This is a genomic window from Streptomyces sp. F001, assembly GCF_004187715.1.
Taxonomy (GTDB): Bacteria; Actinomycetota; Actinomycetes; order Streptomycetales; family Streptomycetaceae; genus Streptomyces; species Streptomyces flavusporus.
On record NZ_QZWF01000012.1, the window covers coordinates 108,906 to 130,994 of the forward strand.

At 70.7% G+C, this 22,089-nt stretch carries 22 protein-coding genes; 21 read left to right on the top strand and 1 reads right to left on the bottom strand.

Features of this window, described 5'->3' with window-relative positions:
* Positions 1–2: 2 nt before the first annotated feature.
* From StrepF001_RS31590 to ftsH, 3 genes are all read left to right on the top strand, one after another.
* Entirely contained in the window at positions 3–2,450 is a 2,448-nt protein-coding gene (locus tag StrepF001_RS31590; protein WP_129801587.1) for a [protein-PII] uridylyltransferase, read from the top strand.
* A 114-nt stretch (positions 2,451–2,564) separates the two neighbouring features.
* On the top strand, positions 2,565–4,115 hold the full coding sequence (gene ffh, locus StrepF001_RS31595; protein ID WP_129801588.1) for a signal recognition particle protein: 1,551 nt from the start codon (positions 2,565–2,567) through the stop codon (positions 4,113–4,115).
* A 102-nt stretch (positions 4,116–4,217) separates the two neighbouring features.
* Positions 4,218–6,161, top strand: a complete 1,944-nt coding sequence (ftsH, locus tag StrepF001_RS31600) for an ATP-dependent zinc metalloprotease FtsH (protein ID WP_129801589.1) — start codon at positions 4,218–4,220, stop codon at positions 6,159–6,161.
* Positions 6,162–6,201: 40 nt separating this feature from the next.
* Here ftsH and StrepF001_RS31605 read toward each other — a convergent pair whose 3' ends face one another.
* Positions 6,202–7,056, bottom strand: coding sequence for a class I SAM-dependent methyltransferase (locus StrepF001_RS31605; RefSeq protein WP_129801590.1), 855 nt, complete (start codon positions 7,054–7,056; stop codon positions 6,202–6,204).
* Between the two features lie 197 nt (positions 7,057–7,253).
* Between StrepF001_RS31605 and proS the strand changes: the two genes are divergently transcribed.
* From proS to StrepF001_RS31695, 18 genes are all read left to right on the top strand, one after another.
* On the top strand, positions 7,254–8,669 hold the full coding sequence (gene proS / locus StrepF001_RS31610; RefSeq protein WP_129801591.1) for a proline--tRNA ligase: 1,416 nt from the start codon (positions 7,254–7,256) through the stop codon (positions 8,667–8,669).
* 303 nt (positions 8,670–8,972) lie between these two features.
* A complete protein-coding gene (locus tag StrepF001_RS31615) occupies positions 8,973–9,572 on the top strand; it encodes a hypothetical protein (RefSeq protein WP_129801592.1) in 600 nt (199 codons plus the stop codon).
* A 294-nt stretch (positions 9,573–9,866) separates the two neighbouring features.
* The gene (gene rpsP, locus StrepF001_RS31620; protein ID WP_129801593.1) at positions 9,867–10,286 is read left to right on the top strand and encodes a 30S ribosomal protein S16; all 420 of its coding nucleotides are present in this window, start codon (positions 9,867–9,869) and stop codon (positions 10,284–10,286) included.
* Positions 10,287–10,288: 2 nt separating this feature from the next.
* Positions 10,289–10,528, top strand: coding sequence for an RNA-binding protein (locus tag StrepF001_RS31625; protein WP_003973401.1), 240 nt, complete (start codon positions 10,289–10,291; stop codon positions 10,526–10,528).
* Between the two features lie 86 nt (positions 10,529–10,614).
* Positions 10,615–11,157, top strand: coding sequence for a ribosome maturation factor RimM (rimM, locus tag StrepF001_RS31630; protein ID WP_129801594.1), 543 nt, complete (start codon positions 10,615–10,617; stop codon positions 11,155–11,157).
* Positions 11,157–11,990, top strand: coding sequence for a tRNA (guanosine(37)-N1)-methyltransferase TrmD (trmD, locus tag StrepF001_RS31635; RefSeq protein WP_129801595.1), 834 nt, complete (start codon positions 11,157–11,159; stop codon positions 11,988–11,990). Before rimM ends, trmD begins: the two co-directional genes overlap by 1 nt.
* Positions 11,991–12,124: 134 nt before the next feature.
* Complete coding sequence (gene rplS / locus StrepF001_RS31640) at positions 12,125–12,475, top strand: 50S ribosomal protein L19 (protein WP_129801596.1); 351 nt, start codon at positions 12,125–12,127, stop codon at positions 12,473–12,475.
* A gap of 45 nt (positions 12,476–12,520) precedes the next feature.
* Positions 12,521–13,237: a signal peptidase I gene (lepB, locus tag StrepF001_RS31645; protein WP_129801597.1), complete on the top strand. Its 717-nt coding sequence runs from the start codon at positions 12,521–12,523 to the stop codon at positions 13,235–13,237.
* The gene (lepB, locus tag StrepF001_RS31650; protein ID WP_129801598.1) at positions 13,230–14,321 is read left to right on the top strand and encodes a signal peptidase I; all 1,092 of its coding nucleotides are present in this window, start codon (positions 13,230–13,232) and stop codon (positions 14,319–14,321) included. The genes lepB (StrepF001_RS31645) and lepB (StrepF001_RS31650) overlap by 8 nt, the downstream gene beginning before the upstream one ends.
* Positions 14,209–15,195: a signal peptidase I gene (lepB, locus tag StrepF001_RS31655; protein ID WP_129801599.1), complete on the top strand. Its 987-nt coding sequence runs from the start codon at positions 14,209–14,211 to the stop codon at positions 15,193–15,195. The genes lepB (StrepF001_RS31650) and lepB (StrepF001_RS31655) overlap by 113 nt, the downstream gene beginning before the upstream one ends.
* A gap of 90 nt (positions 15,196–15,285) precedes the next feature.
* Complete coding sequence (gene lepB / locus StrepF001_RS31660) at positions 15,286–16,059, top strand: signal peptidase I (protein ID WP_129801600.1); 774 nt, start codon at positions 15,286–15,288, stop codon at positions 16,057–16,059.
* Between the two features lie 34 nt (positions 16,060–16,093).
* A complete protein-coding gene (locus StrepF001_RS31665) occupies positions 16,094–16,621 on the top strand; it encodes an NUDIX hydrolase (protein WP_129801652.1) in 528 nt (175 codons plus the stop codon).
* 56 nt (positions 16,622–16,677) lie between these two features.
* Positions 16,678–16,986: a DUF2469 domain-containing protein gene (locus StrepF001_RS31670; protein ID WP_003993268.1), complete on the top strand. Its 309-nt coding sequence runs from the start codon at positions 16,678–16,680 to the stop codon at positions 16,984–16,986.
* A gap of 87 nt (positions 16,987–17,073) precedes the next feature.
* Complete coding sequence (locus StrepF001_RS31675; protein WP_129801601.1) at positions 17,074–17,475, top strand: YraN family protein; 402 nt, start codon at positions 17,074–17,076, stop codon at positions 17,473–17,475.
* A gap of 1 nt (position 17,476) precedes the next feature.
* Positions 17,477–19,102, top strand: coding sequence for a YifB family Mg chelatase-like AAA ATPase (locus StrepF001_RS31680; protein WP_129801602.1), 1,626 nt, complete (start codon positions 17,477–17,479; stop codon positions 19,100–19,102).
* A complete protein-coding gene (dprA, locus tag StrepF001_RS31685; RefSeq protein WP_129801603.1) occupies positions 19,099–20,256 on the top strand; it encodes a DNA-processing protein DprA in 1,158 nt (385 codons plus the stop codon). Before StrepF001_RS31680 ends, dprA begins: the two co-directional genes overlap by 4 nt.
* Before the next feature lie 271 nt (positions 20,257–20,527).
* On the top strand, positions 20,528–21,370 hold the full coding sequence (gene whiG, locus StrepF001_RS31690; RefSeq protein WP_129801604.1) for an RNA polymerase sigma factor WhiG: 843 nt from the start codon (positions 20,528–20,530) through the stop codon (positions 21,368–21,370).
* Positions 21,371–21,464: 94 nt separating this feature from the next.
* A complete protein-coding gene (locus StrepF001_RS31695) occupies positions 21,465–22,022 on the top strand; it encodes a TetR/AcrR family transcriptional regulator (protein ID WP_129801653.1) in 558 nt (185 codons plus the stop codon).
* The last annotated feature ends 67 nt before the right edge of the window (positions 22,023–22,089 follow it).

The following is a 22,089-nucleotide window of genomic DNA, read 5'->3' on the forward strand; positions in this document are numbered from 1 at the left end:
GGGTGACGAGCACGGGCGTACGGACGGAAGCAGAGGACTCGGGACCCAGCGGCTACGCGGCGGCCCGGCTGCGCCTCCTCACAAAGGGGGCGCAGTCCGGGCCGCCGCGCCGTGCCGCCCTGGCCGAGCTGACGGACGACTGGCTGGCCGGGCTCTTCGACGCCGGAGCCGAAGAACTGCGCGGGGTGTCCCTCGTCGCGGTCGGCGGCTACGGCCGTGGTGAGCTGTCCCCGCGCAGCGACCTCGACCTGCTCCTGCTGCACGACGGCGGCGACCCCGCCGCGATCGCCGCCCTCGCCGACCGCATCTGGTACCCGGTCTGGGATCTCGGCCTGGCCCTCGACCACTCCGTCCGTACGCCGGCCGAGGCCCGCAAGACGGCCGGCGAGGACCTCAAGGTCCAGCTCGGCCTGCTGGACGCCCGGCACATCGCCGGCGACCTCGGCGTCACGGCCGGACTCAGGACCGCCGTCCTCGCCGACTGGCGCAATCAGGCCCCCAAACGCCTGCCCGAACTGCAGGAACTGTGCGCCGAACGCGCCGAGCGCCAGGGCGAGCTGCAGTACCTCCTGGAGCCGGATCTGAAAGAGGCTCGCGGTGGGCTGCGCGACGCCACCGCCCTGCGTGCCGTCGCCGCCTCCTGGCTGGCCGACGCCCCGCGCGAGGGCCTCGACGACGCCCGGCGCCGACTGCTCGACGTCCGCGACGCCCTGCACCTGGCCACCGGGCGCGCGACCGACCGGCTCGCGCTCCAGGAGCAGGACCAGGTCGCCGCCGAGCTCGGCCTCCTCGACGCCGACACGCTGCTGCGGCAGGTGTACGAGGCGGCGCGGGTCATCTCGTACGCCAGTGATGTCACCTGGCGTGAAGTGGGGCGCGTGCTGCGGTCGCGCGCCGTGCGGCCACGCCTGCGCTCCATGCTGGGCGGTGGAAAGCAGGTCGCCGAGCGCTCTCCGCTGGCCGAAGGGGTGGTGGAGCAGGACGGCGAGGTGGTGCTCGCCCGGGCCGCGCGCCCCGACCGCGACCCCGTGCTGCCGTTGCGCGCCGCGGCCGCCGCCGCTCAGGCCGGTCTGCCGCTCTCCCTGCACGCCGTACGGCGCATGGCGGCCGGAGTGCGCCCGCTGCCCACGCCCTGGCCCGCCGAGGCGCGCGAACAGCTCGTGACCCTGCTCGGCTCCGGCCGCCCCACGATCGAGGTCTGGGAGGCCCTGGAGGCCGAGGGCCTGATCACCCGGCTGCTGCCGGACTGGGAGCGGGTGCGCTGCCGGCCGCAGCGCAACGCCGTGCACATCTGGACCGTCGACCGGCATCTCATCGAGACCGCCGTCCGCGCCTCCGAGTTCACTCGCCGGGTCAGCCGCCCCGACCTGCTCCTGGTCGCCGCGCTGCTGCACGACATCGGCAAGGGCTGGCCCGGGGACCACTCGGTGGCCGGCGAGATCATCGCGCGCGATGTGGCCGCCCGTATCGGCTTCGACCGCGCGGACGTGGCCGTCCTCGCCACCCTCGTACGCCATCACCTGCTGCTCATCGAGACCGCGACCCGGCGCGACCTGGAGGATCCGGCCACTGTCCGCTCGGTCGCCGAGGCGGTCGGCACGCAGAGCACGCTGGAACTGCTGCACGCACTGACCGAGGCCGACGCGCTGGCCACCGGACCGGCCGCCTGGTCGTCCTGGCGCGGCTCGCTCGTCGCCGACCTGGTCAAGCGGGTCGCGGGCGTTCTCGCCGGGGACCCCCTCGACGAGCCCGAGGCCGCCGCGCCCACCGCCGAGCAGGAGCGGCTCGCCCTCGAGGCGATCGCGACGGGCAGCCCCGTGCTGGCGCTGCGCGCGCAGACCGAGCCGCCGGCGCAGGAGCAGCCGTCCGGCGATCCGGAGCCGCTCGGCGTGGAGCTGCTCATCGCCGTACCGGACCAGCCGGGCGTGCTGCCCGCGGTGGCCGGCGTCCTCGCCATGCACCGCCTGACCGTCCGCACGGCGGAGCTGCGGGCGCTGGAGCTGCCGGAGGGCGTCGAGGGCTCGGTGCTGCTGCTGGACTGGCGGGTCGCCGCCGAGTACGGCTCCCTGCCCCAGGCCGCCCGGCTGCGCGCCGACCTGGTGCGCGCCCTCGACGGCTCCCTGGACATCGCCGCCCGCCTTACCGAGCGCGACGCCGCCTATCCGCGCCGCCGGGGCGTGGTCGCGCCGCCGCCGCGGGTGACGGTCGCCTCGGCCGCCTCCCGCCTCGCCACGGTGATCGAGGTGCGCGCCCAGGACGCGCCGGGACTGCTGTTCCGGATCGGGCGGGCGCTGGAGGACGCCGGCGTACGGGTGCGCAGCGCGCATGTGAGCACGCTGGGCGCCAACGCGGTGGACGCGTTCTATGTCACAGACCCGGAGGGCGCGCCCCTGCCGGGCACGGAGGCGACGGGGGTGGCGCAGAAGCTGGAGGAGGCTCTGCGGGGGTGACCCCGCAGCGTCCGGGCGTTCAGCAGGGCGTAGCGGGTGGGGACGACTTTCCTGCGCGGCCGGATACCCTGGAAGACGCTCGCACTGCCCCCGACTCCGAGGACCGACGCCGCCGTGTTCGATACTCTTTCCGATCGCCTCTCAGCGACCTTCAAGAATCTGCGCGGCAAGGGGCGTTTGAGCGAGGCGGACATCGACGCCACCGCGCGCGAGATCCGCATCGCGCTCCTCGAGGCGGACGTGGCGCTGCCGGTGGTCCGGAGCTTCATCAAGAACGTCAAGGAGCGTGCCCTCGGCGCCGAGGTCTCCAGGGCGCTGAATCCGGCCCAGCAGGTCCTGAAGATCGTGAACGACGAGCTCGTCACGATCCTCGGCGGCGAGACCCGGCGGCTGCGGTTCGCCAAGCAGCCGCCGACCGTGATCATGCTGGCGGGTCTGCAGGGTGCCGGTAAGACCACCCTCGCGGGCAAGCTCGGCCGCTGGCTGAAGGAGCAGGGCCACTCGCCGCTGCTGGTCGCCGCCGACCTCCAGCGTCCGAACGCCGTCAACCAGCTGAGTGTCGTCGCCGAGCGGGCCGGGGTCGCGGTCTTCGCGCCCGAGCCGGGCAACGGCGTCGGCGATCCGATCAAGGTCGCCAAGGACTCCATCGACTTCGCGAAGTCCAGGGTCCACGACATCGTGATCGTGGACACCGCCGGCCGCCTCGGCATCGACGCCGACATGATGCAGCAGGCCGCGGACATCCGGGACGCGGTCTCGCCGGACGAGATCCTCTTCGTCGTCGACGCGATGATCGGTCAGGACGCGGTCAACACCGCCGAGGCCTTCCGCGACGGCGTCGGCTTCGACGGCGTGGTGCTCTCCAAGCTCGACGGTGACGCCCGCGGTGGTGCGGCCCTGTCGATCCGCCAGATCACCGGCAAGCCGATCATGTTCGCGTCGAACGGCGAGAAGCTCGACGACTTCGACGCCTTCCACCCGGACCGGATGGCCTCCCGCATCCTCGACATGGGTGACCTGCTCACCCTGATCGAGCAGGCGGAGAAGACGTTCAGCCAGGAAGAGGCCGAGAAGATGGCCTCCAAGCTGGCGTCCAAGAAGGGCCAGGACTTCACCCTGGACGACTTCCTGGCCCAGATGGAGCAGGTCAGGAAGATGGGCAGCATCTCCAAGCTGCTCGGCATGCTGCCCGGCATGGGCCAGATCAAGGACCAGATCAACAACCTCGACGAGCGTGACGTCGACCGCACGGCCGCCATCATCAAGTCGATGACCCCCGCCGAGCGCCAAGAGCCGACGATCATCAACGGCTCGCGCCGCGCCCGTATCGCCAAGGGTTCCGGTGTCGACGTCAGCGCGGTGAAGAACCTCGTCGAGCGGTTCTTCGAGGCCCGCAAGATGATGTCCCGCATGGCCCAGGGCGGCGGTATGCCCGGCATGCCGGGGATGCCGGGCATGGGCGGCGGGCCCGGCCGGTCGAAGAAGCAGCCGAAGAAGGCCAAGGGCAAGCAGCGCTCCGGCAACCCGATGAAGCGCAAGCAGCAGGAGCAGGAGGCCGCCGCCCGCCGCGCGGCCGCCGCTCAGAGCGGCAACGCCTTCGGAGTGCCGCAGCAGGGCGGACAGGACTTCGAGCTGCCGGACGAGTTCAAGAAGTTCATGGGCTAGTCGTTCCTGGCATACGACGCCGGGGGCGCCCCTGATGGTGGGGGCGCCCCCGGCGTCGTATGCGCACATGCTTGCGAGGCCTGTATGTCGTAACGTCCCGATATGACCAACCCTGCGCCACCGCGCAAGTCGCCCGAGCAGCCCTGGCGTACCGAGGGCACGCCCGAGGAGCCGCCGAAGCCGCCGCCCGGTGGGCGGCGGATACCCGGCGGCTGGTGGAGCCTCGCCCTCACGGCGCTAGTCCTGTTCGTGCTCGTCAACCTCGCGCTGTCGTTCTTCGGCGACGGGGACGAGCCGACGATCTCGTACACGGAGTTCAGCAGGCAGGTCGACGACGGCAACGTCAGCAAGATCTACTCCAAGGGCGACGCGATCCAGGGCCAGCTGAAGAGGGCCCAGGACAATCCCGAGGGCGACGGGACGTACACGAAGTTCCGGACCCAGCGGCCCGAGTTCGCGGACGACCGGCTCTGGACGGATCTGACCAGGAACAACGTCACCGTCACGGCGGAGCCGGTCGTCCAGCAGCGCAGTCTTGTGGCCAACCTGCTGATCTCGCTGGCGCCGATCCTCCTGCTCGTCGTGCTGTGGATCTTCATCGCACGGCGGATGCGGACGGGTATGGGCGGGGCGGGCGGCATGTTCGGGCGCAGAGAGCCGCCCAAGCCCGTCGCGCTGGAGTCGGGGGAGAAGCGCACGACGTTCGCGGACGTGGCGGGCATCGACGAGGTCGCGGGCGAGCTCAACGACGTCGTCGACTTCCTGAAGAACCCCGACGCCTACCGCAGAATGGGCGCCAAGATGCCGCGCGGCGTGCTGCTGGCGGGGCCGCCCGGCACCGGGAAGACGCTGCTCGCGCGGGCGGTGGCCGGGGAGGCGGGCGTGCCGTTCTTCTCCGCGTCGGCCTCCGAGTTCATCGAGATGATCGTGGGCGTGGGCGCCTCCCGCGTACGGGAACTGTTCGCGGAGTCCCGCAAGGTCGCTCCGTCGATCATCTTCATCGACGAGATCGACACCATCGGCCGGGCCCGCGGCGGCGGTGCCGCCATGGGCGGCCATGACGAGCGCGAGCAGACCCTGAACCAGATCCTGACCGAGATGGACGGCTTCTCCGGCTCCGAGGGCGTGATCGTGATCGCCGCGACCAACCGCGCGGACGTCCTGGACCCGGCCCTGACCCGCCCCGGCCGCTTCGACCGGGTGGTCCAGGTCGCGCCCCCGGACCGGGGCGGCCGCGAGGCCATCCTCAAGATCCACACCCGGGAGATTCCGCTCGCCCCGGACGTCGACCTCACCCGGGTCGCCCGTACGACCCCGGGAATGACCGGAGCCGAACTGGCCAACCTCGCCAACGAGGCCGCTCTGCTCGCGGTCAAACGAGGGCAGGAGCAGGTGACGCAGACCGACCTCTCGGAAGCGCTGGAGAAGGTCCAGCTCGGCGCCGAACGCGCGCTGGTGATGCCCCAGGAAGAGCGCCAACGCACCGCCTACCACGAGAGCGGTCACGCCCTGCTGGGCATGCTGCAGCCCGGCGCCGACCCGGTCCGCAAGATCACCATCGTGCCGCGCGGAAGGGCACTCGGCGTGACGCTGTCGACGCCCGAGTCGGACAAGTACGCGTACACCGAGGACTACCTGCGCGGCCGCATCATCGGCGCACTCGGCGGCATGGCCGCGGAACATGTCGTCTACGGGGTCATCACCACCGGCTCGGAGAGCGACCTCGAACAGGTCACCAACATCGCCCGCGGAATGGTCGCCCGCTGGGGCATGAGCAGACAGGTCGGCCGGCTGTCCGCCCTCCCCAACGACGCCCAGCAGACGTACGGCCTGGCCGCGGCACCGCAGACACTGGACGTGATCGACGGCGAGATGCGGCGGATCGTCGACGAGTGCTACGAGGAGGCGTGCCGCAAACTACGCGACCACCGGCAGCAACTCGACGCCCTGGCGGGGGCATTGCTGGAACGCGAGACGCTGGAGGAGGCGGACGCGTACCGGATCGCCGGGATCTCGCGGCTGACGAAGGGTGACCAGGAGGGGTAGGGGCCCCGCCCTTCCGCATGCCGGCATCTCCCGAGCCCTGTCAGGGGGTTCGGGCGATCAGGTAGCGGAACACGTTCGGCATCCACACCGTGCCGTCCGGCCGCCGGTACGGGTGCAGGGCCTCGGTCAGCTCCTTGTCGACCTGCTCCTGATCCGTCGCCGCGATCGCCGCGTCGAACAGCCCCGTCGACAGCAGCCCGCGCACCGCGCAGTCCAGGTCGGCATATCCGAAGGGGCACGCCACCCGCCCCGAACCGTCCGGCCGGAGCCCCGCCCGCTGGGCGACCTCCTCCAGGTCGTCGCGCAGGGCCGGACGCCAACTGCCCGCGCTGCGCAGCGGATCCGCCAGCTTGCCCGCCACCCGCAGCACGGACGACGTGGCGCAACGCTCCGGCGGCCCCCAGCCGGCCAGCACCACGGGCGCCCCCCGCTCCGCAAGCGGCACCGCCGCGGCGAGCAACTCGCCGAGCCCCTCCGAGTCGCCTGCCAGACATCCGATGGGCTCGAAGGCGGTCACCAGGGTGTACGCGCGTGCCCCGTCCTCGGGCGCCCCGGGAGCATCGTCGAGGAGCCGGACGTCCGCACGCGCGCGTGTGCCGGGTCCTTCCGGCAGCAGGCGCTCGCGCGCGAGGGCCCTTCTCTCGGGGGAGGAGGACTCGACACCGGAGATCGCGGCGCCCCGGGAGGCCGCCATCAGCAGCGCCAGCCCGGAACCGCAGCCGAGCCCCAGCAGCCGGGTGCCGGGGCCCACGTCCAGTCGCTCGTAGACCGCCTCGTAGAGCGGTACGAGCATCCGCTCCTGGATTTCCGACCAGTCACGCGCGCGTGCAGCCAGGTCCACGCGGGGCGCAGGTCCCGCATGAGGTAGTCGCTGCCGCACGAGCGTAGGTGTCATCGAAAGCGCCCCAATCCGCCGAGAGTTGCTGCTGTACCCGTTTCCGTAGCCCCCGTGACGTACGCCCGCCCTCCCCCGTATGCCAGGAAACTCCGGGCGCGCGACCGCGTCCAGGGGTTGCGGAGCCCGGCTTGTGGGGTGTCCGCGCAAGTGGCGAGAATTCACATTCCGGCAACGTGGGCCCGTACCATCTCGCCATGGCAAAGGCACCCGTTCTCACCTCGCGGGCGGACGACTTCCCCCGCTGGTACCAGGATCTGATCAACAAGGCCGAGCTGGCCGACAACGGTCCGGTGCGCGGCACCATGGTGATCCGACCGTACGGGTACGGGCTGTGGGAGCGGATGCAGGCGGAGATGGACGCCCGCATCAAGGAGACCGGCACCCAGAACGCCTACTTCCCGCTGCTGATCCCCCAGTCCTATCTGGCCAGGGAGGCCGACCACGTCGAGGGTTTCGCCCCCGAGCTGGCGGTGGTCACGCACGGCGGCGGCAAGGAGCTGGAGGAGCCCGCGGTCGTCCGGCCGACCTCCGAGATGATCATCAACGAGTACTTCGCGAAGTGGGTGCAGAGTTACCGCGATCTGCCCCTGCTGATCAACCAGTGGGCCAACGTGGTCCGTTGGGAACTCAGGCCCCGGCTCTTTCTGCGCACGACCGAGTTCCTGTGGCAGGAGGGCCACACCGCGCACGCCACGTACGAGGAGGCGCGGGACTTCGCTTCGCACATCCACCGCAAGGTCTACGAGGACTTCATGGTGAACGTCCTCGCGATGGACGTCGTCCCCGGCCGCAAGACCGGCAAGGAGCGGTTCGCGGGCGCCATCAACACCCTCACCCTCGAGGCGATGATGGGCGACGGCAAGGCGTTGCAGATGGGCACCAGCCACGAGCTGGGGCAGAACTTCGCCAAGGCGTTCAACACCCAGTATCTGTCGAAGGAAGGCAAGCAGGAGCTGGTCTGGCAGACCTCCTGGGGCTCGACGACCCGCATGATCGGCGCCCTGGTGATGATGCACGGCGACGACAACGGACTCCGTGTCCCGCCGCGCCTTGCGCCCGTCCAGGTCGTCGTCCTTGCGATCAAGGGTGACGATGCGGTTCTGGCCAAGGTCCGCGAGATCGGCGACCGGCTGACGGCGGCCGGGATCCGCGTCCAGGTCGACGACCGCACCGACACGCCCTTCGGTCGCCGCGCCGTCGACTGGGAGCTGAAGGGCGTGCCCGTCCGCGTCGAGGTGGGCCCACGTGACCTGGCGAACGGCACCGCGATGCTGGCGCGCCGCATCGCGGGCGGCAAGGAGCCGGTGTCCCTGGACGGGCTGGCGGAGCTGCTGCCGTCGATCCTCGAAGAGGACCAGGCGCTGCTGCTGAAGCAGTCCCGCGAGCGCCGTGAGTCCCGCACGTCCGAGGTCTCCACGGTCGAGGCCGCCGTCGAGGCCGCCGGCGCCGGCGGCTGGGCGCGCATCCCCTGGGCGACCCTCGGCGAAGAAGGCGAGGCCAAGCTGGCCGAGCACGCGGTGACCGTACGGTGTCTGGTCGCCGAGGACGGGTCGGTGCCGGACGCCGACGACGCACCCGGTAACGTCGCGATCGTCGCGCGCGCATACTGAAGCGGCGAGAGGCGACCGAAACGCCACTTGCGTATCCGCGGACCACACATATCCCCGGCGCGCGGACATGGCTACGCGCCGGACCAAAGGGGTGGCCCGGAGGGCCTCCGTTGAGAGTGGTGGTGGGAGACGGGTGGGCGTACGTCAGCGTACGTACCGGCTTGGTACGAGCTGTGCGGCTTCTCCGCAGATCAGCGCACCCGCCCTCGTCAGGACGCATCAGTGGCAACTGACGGGTACGTGCAAAATATTTGGGATGCCCCGGAATCGGAACACAGCGGGACCCAGGCTCGTTGTCATTACGTGAGCACGACACCACCTGTTCTCGCCGCAGAGCTGGCGCAGGCGTGGGCCGACATTCAGCGGTACCACCCCGAGCTGCCAGACCTTGCCGCGCCCGAATCCCTGATCGGGGAGTCGTCGTCCGCCTGCGGACACGAGCTCTCCTTCGAGCGGCTGCTCCATGAGGCAGTCCACGGCATCGCTGCCGCCCGCGGAATCCGCGACACCTCCCGCGCCGGCCGATACCACAACCGCAGATTCCTCGCGATCGCCGAGGAGCTGGGCCTGGACCACCCCGAGGAACCGCACCCCAGCAGCGGTTTCTCGCTGGTCACGCTCAACCCTGAGGCGAAGCGGCGCTACCGCACCACGATCGAGCGCCTGCAGCGCGCCCTGACCGCCCACACCGCCGCCACCTCCGCCGACACCTCCCGCACCTTCCGCGGCCCGGCGGCCCGCCACGGCTCCTCCGGCGGCGGGGTCCGGGTCAAGGCGGTGTGCGACTGCGGCCGCAACGTACGGGTCGTTCCCTCGGTCCTGGCCCAGGCCCCGATCGTGTGCGGCGGCTGCGGAAAACCGTTCCGCATCCCGGAGGTCGTGGGCGCGGGCGCGGCAAGCTGACGGTCCGGCTGCTCGTGGCAGCCGGACCCGTCCATCCGCGGGCATGCGTGCCGCCGGTGCCGGGTTGCGCACCCGACGTACGGTCACATGGACGCCGGGTGCTCCTGAGTCATGCCCAGCTGTCCCCCGGTCGGAAGCGCCCGCAGGGTGTGGCAGAATGGCTGGCTGTACTCGACAGCCGCACAGGACCCCTCTCTCCTCCGGCTGACGCGTCCATCGGGCACTCGGGTACCGCAACCCCACGCGGCCATCTCGCCGTGCCCAACCACGTCAAATCCAGGAGAACCCACTCCCGTGGCAGTCAAGATCAAGCTGAAGCGTCTGGGCAAGATCCGTTCGCCTCACTACCGCATCGTCGTCGCCGACTCCCGTACCCGCCGTGACGGCCGGGCCATCGAGGAGATCGGCAAGTACCACCCGACGTACAACCCGTCGGTGATCGAGGTCGACGCCGAGCGCGTGGCGTACTGGCTCGGTGTCGGCGCCCAGCCGACCGAGCCCGTGCTCGCCATCCTGAAGAAGACCGGCGACTGGCAGAAGTTCAAGGGCGAGCCCGCCCCGGCGCCGCTGCTCGTGGCCGAGCCGAAGAAGGCGCGCCCGTCGTTCGAGGCCCTTGGCGGCGACGACGAGGGCAAGGGTGAGGCGATCACCCAGAAGAAGAAGTCGGAGAAGAAGGACGAGGCTGCCGCCGAGTCCGAGTCGGCCGAGGCCTGAGCATGCTCGAGGAGGCTCTCGAGCACCTCGTGAAGGGCATCGTCGACAACCCTGACGATGTGCAGGTCGCCTCGCGCAACCTGCGTCGCGGGCGTGTGCTGGAGGTCCGGGTCCACCCCGACGACCTCGGCAAGGTGATCGGCCGCAACGGCCGCACCGCACGCGCCCTGCGCACCGTCGTGGGCGCCATCGGTGGCCGTGGAGTCCGTGTCGACCTCGTCGACGTGGACCACGTCCGCTGACGCAACGCAGCACCGGCTCGGGCCGGGGAGGGCCACTCGGCCGTCCCCGGCCCGTGGTCGTACGTACGACAGGAGATCTTCGAAAAGTGCAGCTCGTAGTCGCCCGCATCGGCCGCGCCCACGGCATCAAGGGCGAAGTCACCGTCGAGGTACGTACCGACGAGCCGGAACTCCGGCTCGCCCCCGGTGCCGTCCTGGCCACCGACCCGGCCTCCGCCGGACCGCTGACCATCGAGACGGGCCGTGTGCACAGCGGACGCCTGCTGCTGCGCTTCGCGGGCGTGAGCGACCGCACCGGCGCCGAGGCACTGCGCAACACCCTCCTGATCGCCGAGATCGACCCGGACGAACTGCCCGAGGGTGAGGACGAGTACTACGACCACCAGCTGATCGACCTCGACGTCGTCACCGCGGACGGTGTGGAGGTCGGCCGGATCACCGAGATCTCGCATCTGCCCTCGCAGGACCTGTTCATCGTGGAGCGTCCTGACGGGACCGAGGTCATGATCCCGTTCGTCGAGGAGATCGTCACCGAGATCGACCTCGAGGAGCAGCGGGCCGTCATCGACCCGCCGCCCGGCCTGATCGACGACCGGGCCGTGATCGACTCCTCCGGGGATGAGTCCTGATGCGGCTCGACGTCGTCACGATCTTCCCCGAGTACCTCGATCCGCTGAACGTCTCCCTGGTCGGCAAGGCACGCGCGCGTGGACAGCTGAACGTGCACGTGCATGATCTGCGGACCTGGACCCACGACCGGCACCACACGGTCGACGACACGCCCTACGGCGGCGGTCCCGGCATGGTCATGAAGACCGAACCCTGGGGCGACGCCCTGGACTCCGTTCTCGCCGACGGCTACGAAACGGGCTCCCACGCGCCCACCCTCGTCGTCCCCACGCCCAGCGGCCGCCCCTTCACCCAGGAGCTCGCCGTCGCGCTCTCCGAGCGCCCCTGGCTGATCTTCACGCCCGCGCGCTACGAGGGCATCGACCGGCGCGTCATCGACGAGTACGCGACCCGGATGCCCGTCCACGAGGTGTCCATCGGCGACTACGTCCTCGCCGGCGGCGAGGCGGCCGTACTGGTCATCACGGAAGCCGTGGCGAGGCTGCTGCCCGGCGTCCTCGGGAACGCCGAGTCCCATCGCGACGACTCCTTCGCGCCCGGCGCCATGGCCAACCTCCTGGAAGGCCCCGTCTACACCAAGCCGCCCCAGTGGCGCGGCCGGGAGATCCCGGATGTGCTGCTCAGCGGCCATCACGGCAGGATCGCCCGCTGGCGTCGTGACGAGGCGCTGAAGCGGACGACGGTCAACCGGCCCGACCTGATCGAGCGCTGCGACCCCAAGGCCTTCGACAAGAAGGACCGCGAGATGCTCTCCATCCTGGGCTGGGAACCGGACCCCGAGGGTGAGCCGTACGGCCGATTTTGGCGCCGGGCAGACGGCGTGGAAGAATAGACCGCTGTTGTGCGCCGTCCGGCGTGCGCCCCTGCCACAGGGGGACACGACGCGCGCTCCGACCAGCATGACGCTCACCCGGAAAACCTAGTTTCCGTTGATGACCTGTGGCATCAGCGAAGAAAGCAGACGAAATGTCTCACCTGCTCGACTCCGTCGACGCCGCGTCGCTGCGCAGCGACGTCCCGGCCTTCCGCCCGGGCGACACGGTCAACGTCCACGTCCGCGTCATCGAGGGCAACCGCTCCCGTGTGCAGCAGTTCAAGGGCGTGGTGATCCGTCGCCAGGGTTCCGGCGTGCGCGAGACCTTCACGGTCCGCAAGGTCTCCTTCTCCGTCGGCGTCGAGCGCACCTTCCCGGTGCACACCCCGATCGTGGAGAAGATCGAGCTCGTCACCAAGGGTGACGTCCGCCGCGCCAAGCTGTACTACCTGCGTGACCTGCGCGGCAAGGCGGCGAAGATCAAGGAGAAGCGCGAGAACTGAGCGCTTCCCGGCGTTCGAAGCGGGGCCGGATAGCATCTGGCCCCGATGAACACCGAAGCCCAGCCGACGGAGCGCGACCGCTCCTCCCGCCCTTCCGGATCCCAGGAGATCTCGGACACAGAGGGGCCGGAGGAACGGTCGCGTTTCGCGTTGGTGTCGCGGATCGCCGACTGGCTCCCCGGCGGGCGGATCACCCTGACCTTGCTGATCTGCCTGTTGTTTCTGCTGCTGCTCAGCACCTTTGTGATGCAGCCGTTCCAGATCCCCAGCGGATCCATGGAACGCGGATTGAGGATCGGCGACCGCGTTCTCGTAAATAAGTTGGCGTACCGTTTCGGTGCCGAACCGCGGCGCGGTGACGTGGTCGTGTTCGACGGCACCGGACACTTCGGGAACGCCGACTACATCAAACGCGTCGTGGGTGTAGGGGGAGACCGCGTGGTCTGCTGTGACAAGGAGGGGAGGCTCCAGGTGAACGGCCGGTCCGTCGACGAGTCGACGTTCCTGTACCCCGGCGACAGCGCGTCCACGGTGGCCTTCGACGTCGTCGTGCCCGACGGCACCCTGTTCGTCCTCGGCGACCACCGCAGCGCCTCCAGCGACTCCCGCGACCATCTGGGCTCACCGGGCGGCGGCATGGTGCCCGTCGGTGACGTGATCGGCCGGGCCGACTGGATCGTCTGGCCCGTCGGCCACCTCACCCGCCTGCACCGATCGGGCGCCTACGCGCGCGTGCCCGCGGCGGACGGTGCCCATGGGTAACCGCGGCAAACCGCGCGGCGTCCCCAGCAGCGCCGCCGACAACCTGCTGCCCACCGGCACCCGGCGGGCCGCCGGATCGTCCGGCGGCCGCACCCGCGCCGAGCGGCGCAAGCTCCAGCGCAAGGTCAAGCGTCGTCGGCGCCGCTCCGCGATAAAAGAGGTCCCGCTCCTGGTCGGGGTGGCCGTCCTCATAGCCCTCGTGCTGAAGACCTTCCTCGTGCAGGCCTTCGTGATCCCGTCCGGCTCCATGGAGCAGACGATCCAGATCGGTGACCGCGTCCTGGTCGACAAGCTCACCCCCTGGTTCGGCTCCCAACCGCAGCGCGGTGACGTCGTCGTCTTCAAGGACCCCGGTGGCTGGCTCCAGGACGAGCAGCCCACCCAGAAGAAGGAAGACCCGGTCGTCGTCAAGCAGGTGAAGGAAGGCCTCACCTTCATCGGCCTGCTGCCCTCCGACAACGAGAAGGACCTCATCAAGCGGGTCGTCGGAGTCGGCGGCGACCGCGTCAAGTGCTGTGACGCGCAAGGGCGGGTCACGGTCAACGGCGTCCCCCTGGTCGAGGACTATCTCTTTCCCGGCAACGAACCGTCCGCGACCCCGTTCGACATCACCGTGCCGGAAGGCCGGCTGTGGGTGATGGGCGACCACCGGTCCAACTCCGCGGACTCCCGTTCCCACCAGGACACTGACTACGGCGGTACCGTCTCCGAGGACGAGGTGGTGGGACGCGCCGTCGTCATCGCCTGGCCGCTCGGCCACTGGACCACCCTGGAGGAACCGAAAACCTACGCTTCCGTGTCCGACTCGGCCTCCGGGTCGACCGCTGCTCCCCAACCGTCGCATAGGGTTGCCTCCGACGATCCGAACGGAACGATCCAGCTCCCGAGCCCTGCGGAACTCCCGCTCGTTATGGGAGTGGTGGGCCTGCGCCGTGCATGGGGCAGGCGGCGGCACAGAGTAAGGAGTTGGCGTGGGGGATGTGGCGGTTGGCGCACGGTCCGGGCACGACGGCGAGGAGCACCGCGGACAGCCCGTGGAGGCAGCCCCCACGGCCCCGGGCAACGTCCCTCCTGCAGGGAGTGACACAACAGCGGCTGAGGACGGCAGGGTGACGGACGAGCAGGACCGGGCCGGGGACGGGGGGCCGGTCGGCCCGGCCCTCAAGCAGCCGAAGAAGCAGCGCTCCTTCTGGAAGGAGCTGCCGATCCTGATCGGTATCGCGCTGGTGCTGGCGCTGCTGATCAAGACGTTCCTGGTGCAGGCGTTCTCGATCCCCTCCGACTCGATGCAGAACACCCTCCAGCAGGGGGACCGCGTTCTCGTCGACAAGCTCACCCCCTGGTTCGGATCCGAGCCGGAGCGCGGCGAGGTCGTCGTCTTCCACGACCCGGACAACTGGCTGGCCGGCGAGCCGACGGCGAATCCGAACGCCCTGCAGACGGTGCTCAGCTGGATCGGCCTGATGCCGTCCGCGGAGGAGAAGGACCTCATCAAGCGGGTCGTCGGAGTCGGCGGCGACACGGTGGAGTGCCAGGGGACCGGCCCGCTCAAGGTCAACGGCAAGGCGCTGAACGAGGCGTCGTACGTGTACCCCGGCAACACGCCGTGCAGCAATGACGACCAGGGCGGGCAGTTCAAGGTGAAGGTGCCCGAGGGCTTCATCTGGGTCATGGGCGACCACCGGCAGAACTCCCGGGACTCGCGCTACAACCAGGGCGACGCCAACAAGGGCATGGTCCCGGTCGACAAGGTCGTCGGACGTGCCATCGTCAAGGCGTGGCCGATCAACCGCTGGGGTACGCTCCCGGTCCCGGACACCTTCGACCAGCCCAGTCTGGGCGACCAGTCCTCCGCGTCCGCGGCCCTGACCGCCGCCCCGAACGCCCTGGCGTTCGCCGGGGTCGTGCCGGTGGTCCTGTGGCGCCGCCGCCGGCTCACCGTCGCACAGACGCGCTGACCGGCCCTGGTGAGCCCTCCGGAACTCTGACCTCGGTCGGAGAACCGAAGGGCTGCCCCGGTCCGGTACCGCCGGGTAGGGTGCGGGTCCATGGGTGGCGAGAGCGCGACACGTACGGCCCCGCAGCGCGGCGGGGCGAGCAGTGGCCCGGCGGGCGGCCGGATCGGACAGCGGTTGTCCGGGCTGGCAGTCGCGCTGGGCCTTGTGCTGTTCCTCGGCGGATTCGGCTGGGGAGCGGTGGTCTACCGCCCGTACACCGTGCCCACCAGCTCCATGGCACCGACGATCGGAGTGGGCGACCGCGTGCTGGCCGAGCGGGTCGACAGCGCGGACGTGCGCCGCGGTGACGTCGTTGTCTTCAAGGACGTCACCTGGGGCAACGCGCCGATGGTCAAGCGCGTGGTCGCGGTCGGCGGGGACACCGTCTCCTGTTGCCGGGACGGGAAGCTGACCGTCGACGGCAAGGAGATCGAGGAACCGTATCTGCCCGAGGGGCAGGCCGCCGAAGTCGCGAACTTCCCGACCGTGACCGTGCCCGAGGGGCGACTGTTCCTGCTCGGTGACGAGCGGCACGGCTCCCTGGACTCCACCGCCCACCTCACGGACGCCGCCGGCGGCACCGTGTCGCGCGACGCCGTGTCCGCGCGGGTGGACGCCGTCGTCTGGCCCATGGACGGCATGCTCGAACGCCCCACCGGTTTCGAGGCGCTCGGCGACCTGTCCACGCCCGGCCCGCTCCGTACGATGGGCGCCATGATCGTCGTCGGAGCCGTGCTGGTGCTCGGGGGCGCCGCGTACGGTCCGCTCGCCAAGCGCGTGGCGGGCCGTAGCCGCCCGCGGACGGAGCCTGCCGGTGCCCGCTGAGGCGACGGACGCCGGAGCAGGTTCCTCCGAGGGTCTGGGCGGCACCGCGAGCGAGCCGAAGGGGCGCGCCGCGTGTGAAAACGAGGTGCGCAAGGTGGCCCGGGTCGTGCTGCTCGACCCCCAGGACCGCATCCTGCTGCTGCACGGCCACGAGCCGGACGATCCCGCCGACGACTGGTGGTTCACGCCTGGCGGCGGCCTGGAGGGCGACGAGACCCGCGAGGAGGCCGCTGTGCGGGAACTCGCGGAGGAGACCGGAATCACGGCGGTCGAGCTGGGCCCGGTGCTGTGGCGGCGGATGTGCTCGTTCCCGTTCGCGGGCCGACGCTGGGACCAGGACGAGTGGTACTACCTGGCCCGGACGAACCAGACGGCGACCGAGGCCCTGGGCCTCACCGAGCTGGAGCGACGCAGTGTCGTGGGTGCGCGGTGGTGGACGTTGCAGGAACTGACCCGTGCGCATGAGACGGTGTATCCGACCAGACTCGCCGAGCTGCTGCGCAGACTGCTCGACGAAGGTCCCCCTGCCAGGCCCGAGATCCTCGACACGGAAATCGTCTAGGGGCTCACGGGACTGGCGCACAATGGTGGGATCGCACGGCTGAAGGGGAACATGCCATGAGCGCCGAGGACCTCGAGAAGTACGAGACCGAGATGGAGCTCAAGCTCTACCGGGAGTACCGCGATGTCGTCGGTCTGTTCAAATACGTGATCGAGACCGAGCGGCGTTTCTACCTGACCAACGACTACGAGATGCAGGTGCATTCGGTCCAGGGCGAAGTGTTCTTCGAGGTGTCGATGGCGGACGCCTGGGTGTGGGACATGTATCGGCCGGCCCGGTTCGTGAAGCAGGTCCGGGTCCTCACATTCAAGGATGTGAACATCGAGGAGCTGAACAAGAGCGATCTGGAGCTCCCGAGCGGGTGATCGGTGGTCGCTGTCACTCGCGTGGGTGACGACGTTGTCCACAACTGCTGAGTAACCCACCAAGATCCACTTCTTGGCGGAGGATGCGTGACGGTTGGCGCCGGAGGTGGTGCCGACATGAACACGCATCTGGCACGCAGCGCACTGGGCAGGTACGGAGAGGAGCTGGCCGCTCGGAGGCTGGCCACGGCCGGTATGACGGTCCTGGAGCGCAACTGGCGCTGCGGCAGGACCGGAGAGATCGACATCGTGGCGCGGGACGGTGATGTCCTGGTCGTCTGCGAGGTGAAGACCCGCAGGGCGGGTCCTTTCCAGCATCCGATGGCGGCGATCACGCCGGCCAAGACGGCGCGCCTGCGGGGCCTGGCGGAACGCTGGCTGCAGGAACACGGGGGAGCGCCGCCCGGCGGCGTCCGCATCGACCTCGTCGGCGTTGTCCTGCCCGACCGGGGCGCGGCCGTGGTCGAGCACGCCCGGGGGGTGGCCTGAGATGGGCTTCGCACGTACGTGCTCCGTCGCCCTCGTCGGGGTCGAGGGCGTGGTCGTCGAGGTCCAGGCCGACCTCGAACCGGGTGTCGCCGCGTTCACGCTGGTGGGATTGCCGGACAAGAGCCTGACGGAGAGCCGGGACCGGGTGCGGGCGGCGGTCGTCAACTCCGGGGGCGAGTGGCCGCAGAAGAAGCTCACAGTCGGGCTCAGTCCGGCGTCGGTCCCGAAGGCGGGCAGTGGTTTCGACCTGGCCGTCGCCTGCGCGGTGCTGGGCGCCTGCGAGCGGATCGATCCGCGGGTGCTCGCCGACATCGTGATGATCGGCGAGCTGGGCCTGGACGGACGGGTGCGGCCGGTGCGGGGCACCCTGCCGGCCGTGCTCGCTGCGGCGGACGCGGGCTATGAGCAGGTGGTCGTGCCGGAGTGCGCGGCAGCCGAGGCCTCCCTGGTGCCCGGCGTGTCTGTGCTGGGCGTGCGCAGTCTGCGCCAGCTGATCGCCGTACTGGCGGACGAGCCCGTCCCCGACGAGGAACCGGCTGAACCGGGACGTCCCGACCCACTGCTCGCCGGCCTGCGGGTTCCCGGCACCGGCGCGGCAACGGGCATGCACAGCTCCGGCGCCGCGCAGCACGACCAGGACCACGACCTCGCCGACGTCGTCGGACAGACCTCGGCCCGGACCGCCGTGGAGGTCGCCGCGGCCGGCGGACATCATCTCCTCCTGTCGGGACCGCCCGGTGCCGGGAAGACGATGCTCGCGGAGCGGCTGCCGGCCGTCCTGCCCAGGCTCGGCCGCGAGGAGGCGCTGGAGGTGACGGCGGTGCACTCCGTGGCGGGCCTGCTGCCCCCGGGCAAACCCATGATCGACACCGCTCCCTACTGCGCCCCGCACCACTCGGCCACCATGCAGGCGCTGGTCGGCGGCGGCCCGGGGATGGCCCGCCCAGGCGCGGTGTCGCTGTCCCATCGAGGGGTGCTCTTTCTCGACGAGGCGCCGGAGTTCAGCAGCCATGCACTCGACGCCCTGCGACAACCCCTGGAGTCGGGGCATGTCGTGATCGCCCGCAGTGCGGGGGTGGTGCGGTTCCCGGCGAGGTTCCTGATGGTGCTCGCCGCGAACCCGTGCCCCTGCGGCCGCTTCTCGCAGACCGACAGTCTGTGCGAGTGCCCGCCCTCGGCGATCCGCCGCTACCAGGCCCGGCTCTCGGGACCACTCCTCGACCGGGTCGACCTCAGAGTGGAGGTGAACCGCGTCACCCGCGCCCAGCTCGCCGACCGCGGTGTGCGGGGCGAGTCCACGGCGACGGTCGCCGACCGTGTCCGGGCGGCGCGGGAGCGGGCCGCAGCACGCTTCGCCGGTACGCCCTGGCGGACGAACAGCGAGGTGCCCGGCCGGGAGCTGCGCAGCCGCTGGCACGCCGCGACCGGCGCGATGGACGAGGCGGAACGCAATCTGGAGCGGGGCGCGCTGACGGCACGCGGTATCGACCGGGTGCTGCGGGTCGCCTGGAGCGTCGCCGACCTCGTGGGACACGACCGGCCCGGCGCGACGGACGTCGCCCTGGCGCTGCAACTGCGTACGGGAGTGCCGCGCGGTGTGCCGATGGCCATCGGGGCGCTGACATGAGCGGCGGCGATCCGGACGACGAGCTGCTCTCCCGTGTCTTCCTCACCCGCGTCATCGAGCCCGGTGACGAGGTTGCCGGGCGGTGGGTGCGGGAGTTCGGGGTGGGGCAGGTGGTACGGCGTTTGCGGGAGGGCGGAAGGCCCTTGCCAGGGGTGAGTGAGAAGCGGTGGGCCGGGCTGCTGGCGCGGGCCAGGCAGGCCCAGCCGGAGCGCGATCTCGGCGTCGCGCGGGACGCCGGCGTGCGGTTTGTGTGCCCGGGGGACGCGGAGTGGCCGGGGCAGCTGGACGACCTGGGGGAGGCGAGGCCGCTCGGGCTGTGGGTCAGGGGCCGGCCCAGTCTGCGGATGTGGGCGCTGAGATCCGTCGCCGTCGTGGGTGCCCGGGCCTGCACCGAGTACGGCGCGCACATGGCCGTCACCCTCGCGGCCGGCCTCGCGGAGCGCGGTTGGGTGGTGGTGTCCGGCGGGGCCTACGGCGTGGACGGCGCCGCTCACCGCGCTGCCCTCGGCGCCGGTGGTGCCACCGTCGCCGTCCTCGCCTGCGGGGTCGACCGGCCCTATCCGCGCGGCCACACCCAGTTGATCACCAGGATCGCGGAACAGGGTCTGGTGGTCGGCGAGTTGCCGCCCGGTGATCATCCGACGCCGAGCCGGTTCATCGTCAGGAACAGAGTGATCGCCGCACTCACCCGGGGAACCGTCGTCGTCGAGGCCGCCTACCGCAGTGGCTCACTCGTCACGGCGCGGGCGGCGCAACGGCTGGGGCGGCACACGATGGGGGTGCCCGGGCCGACCACCAGCGGATTGTCGGCAGGCGTGCACGAACTGCTGCGCGGAGACGCGACGCTGGTCACCGACGCGGCGGAGGTGGTGGAACTCGTCGGAGACATGGGGGAGCTGGCCCCGGACCGCCGAGGGCCGGTGCTGCCGCGGGATCTGCTGGCGCCAGGCGCCCGGCGCGTCCTGGCCGCCCTGCCCGCCCGCGGAGCCGCCACGGCCGAGGAGATCGCACGCGGCACGCCGACGACGGAGGATGACGCGATCGCGAGACTGTACGAACTCAGAGCACTTGGTTACGTCGAACGACACGGCGACGGCTGGAAGTTGACACGCCAGGCCATGATCTCCGTTCAAGGCGGTCGGAGCCCGTGCTGACCGTGCGTGTTCGGCCGTCCGAGGGAAAACTCGACGCCCTTGGGAAATCCCGCAGTTGACGGGTCCTGGCGGTCACGGAGAGCGACCGCCATGGCCCTACGGGGCACCCGGCGGAACGTATCTGCGCATGGGTCCGGCCCCGTCCTTCGCACACCGCGACTCTTCAGTCACGCTACGCTCACAAGGATCCAGACACAGTCCGGCAACTCGACATCAGACCGACAGCTCCCCCAGGCACCACCCTTAACGGCAGAACGGCACAAGGCGACGAATGCCCCAGCACACCTCCGGGTCCGACCGGGCGGCGATCCCCCCAGCCGCCCGCGACGGTGGCAGCGTGCGGCCGCCCGCTCCCTCGACGCTCGACGAGTTGTGGCGGTCGTACAAGGCGACGGGGGACGAGCGGTTGCGGGAGCAGCTGATCCTGCACTACTCGCCGCTCGTGAAGTACGTGGCCGGACGGGTGAGCGTGGGGCTGCCGCCCAACGTCGAGCAGGCGGACTTCGTGTCGTCCGGGGTGTTCGGGCTGATCGACGCGATCGAGAAGTTCGACATCGACCGGGAGATCAAGTTCGAGACGTACGCGATCACGCGGATCCGCGGCGCGATGATCGACGAGCTGCGGGCGCTGGACTGGATCCCGCGGTCCGTGCGGCAGAAGGCGCGCAATGTGGAGCGGGCCTACGCGACGCTGGAGGCACGGCTGCGGCGGACGCCGACGGAGAGCGAGGTGGCCGCCGAGCTGGGCATGGCGGTCGACGAACTGCACGCGGTATTCAGTCAGTTGTCACTGGCCAACGTGGTGGCGTTGGAGGAGCTGCTGCACGTCGGGGGTGACGGCGGGGACGGGCTGAGCGTCATGGACACGCTGGAGGACACCGCCGCGGACAATCCGGTGGAGGTGGCCGAGGACCGGGAGCTGCGGCGGTTCCTGGCGCGGGCGATCAACACGCTGCCCGAGCGGGAGAAGACCGTGGTCACGCTGTACTACTACGAGGGGCTCACGCTCGCCGAGATCGGCAATGTGCTCGGGGTGACCGAGAGCCGGGTCAGTCAGATCCACACCAAGTCCGTGCTCCAGCTGCGTGCGAAACTGGCAGGCTTCGGGCGTTGACCTGGTCGAACGCCGACGGGGCGACGCGATTCACTCCCGCCCCGGGTGCCGCGTCCGTAAAGTGGTGGACGTGCCAAGGATTCGAGCGGCCTCTGTGGCCGAGCACCGGTCGATGCAGCGAGCCGCCCTGCTGGATGCGGCTCGTTCCCTGCTGTCCGAGGGCGGGACGGAGGCGCTGACCTTCCCGGCCCTGGCCGAGCGGACGGGTCTTGCGCGGTCGTCCGTGTACGAGTACTTCCGGTCACGGGCTGCCGTGGTCGAGGAGCTGTGTGAGGTCGACTTCCCGGTCTGGGCGGCGGAAGTGTCGGCGGCGATGGAGCGGGCGCACGGGCCGGAGGCCAAGGTCGAGGCGTATGTGCGCAAGCAGCTGGAGCTCGTCGGGGACCGGCGGCATCGGGCTGTGGTGGCGATTTCGGCCAGTGAGCTGGATGCCGGGGCGCGGGAGAAGATCCGGGCGGCGCACGGGGGGCTGGTCTCGATGATCGTCGAGGCGCTGGGGGAGATGGGGCATGCGGAGCCGCGGTTGGCGGCAATGCTGCTGCAGGGGGTTGTGGACGCGGCTGTGCGGCGGATCGAGCTGGGGGCGGCGGAGGAGCCGGGGGTGATTGCGGAGGCTGCGGTGGGGATGGTGCTGAGAGGCGTTCGCGGCTGACCGTGGGTCGGTGCGGGTCGGTGCGGGCACTCGCCGGCGTTGGCCGGGTGCCGCTGCGCCCAGTCGT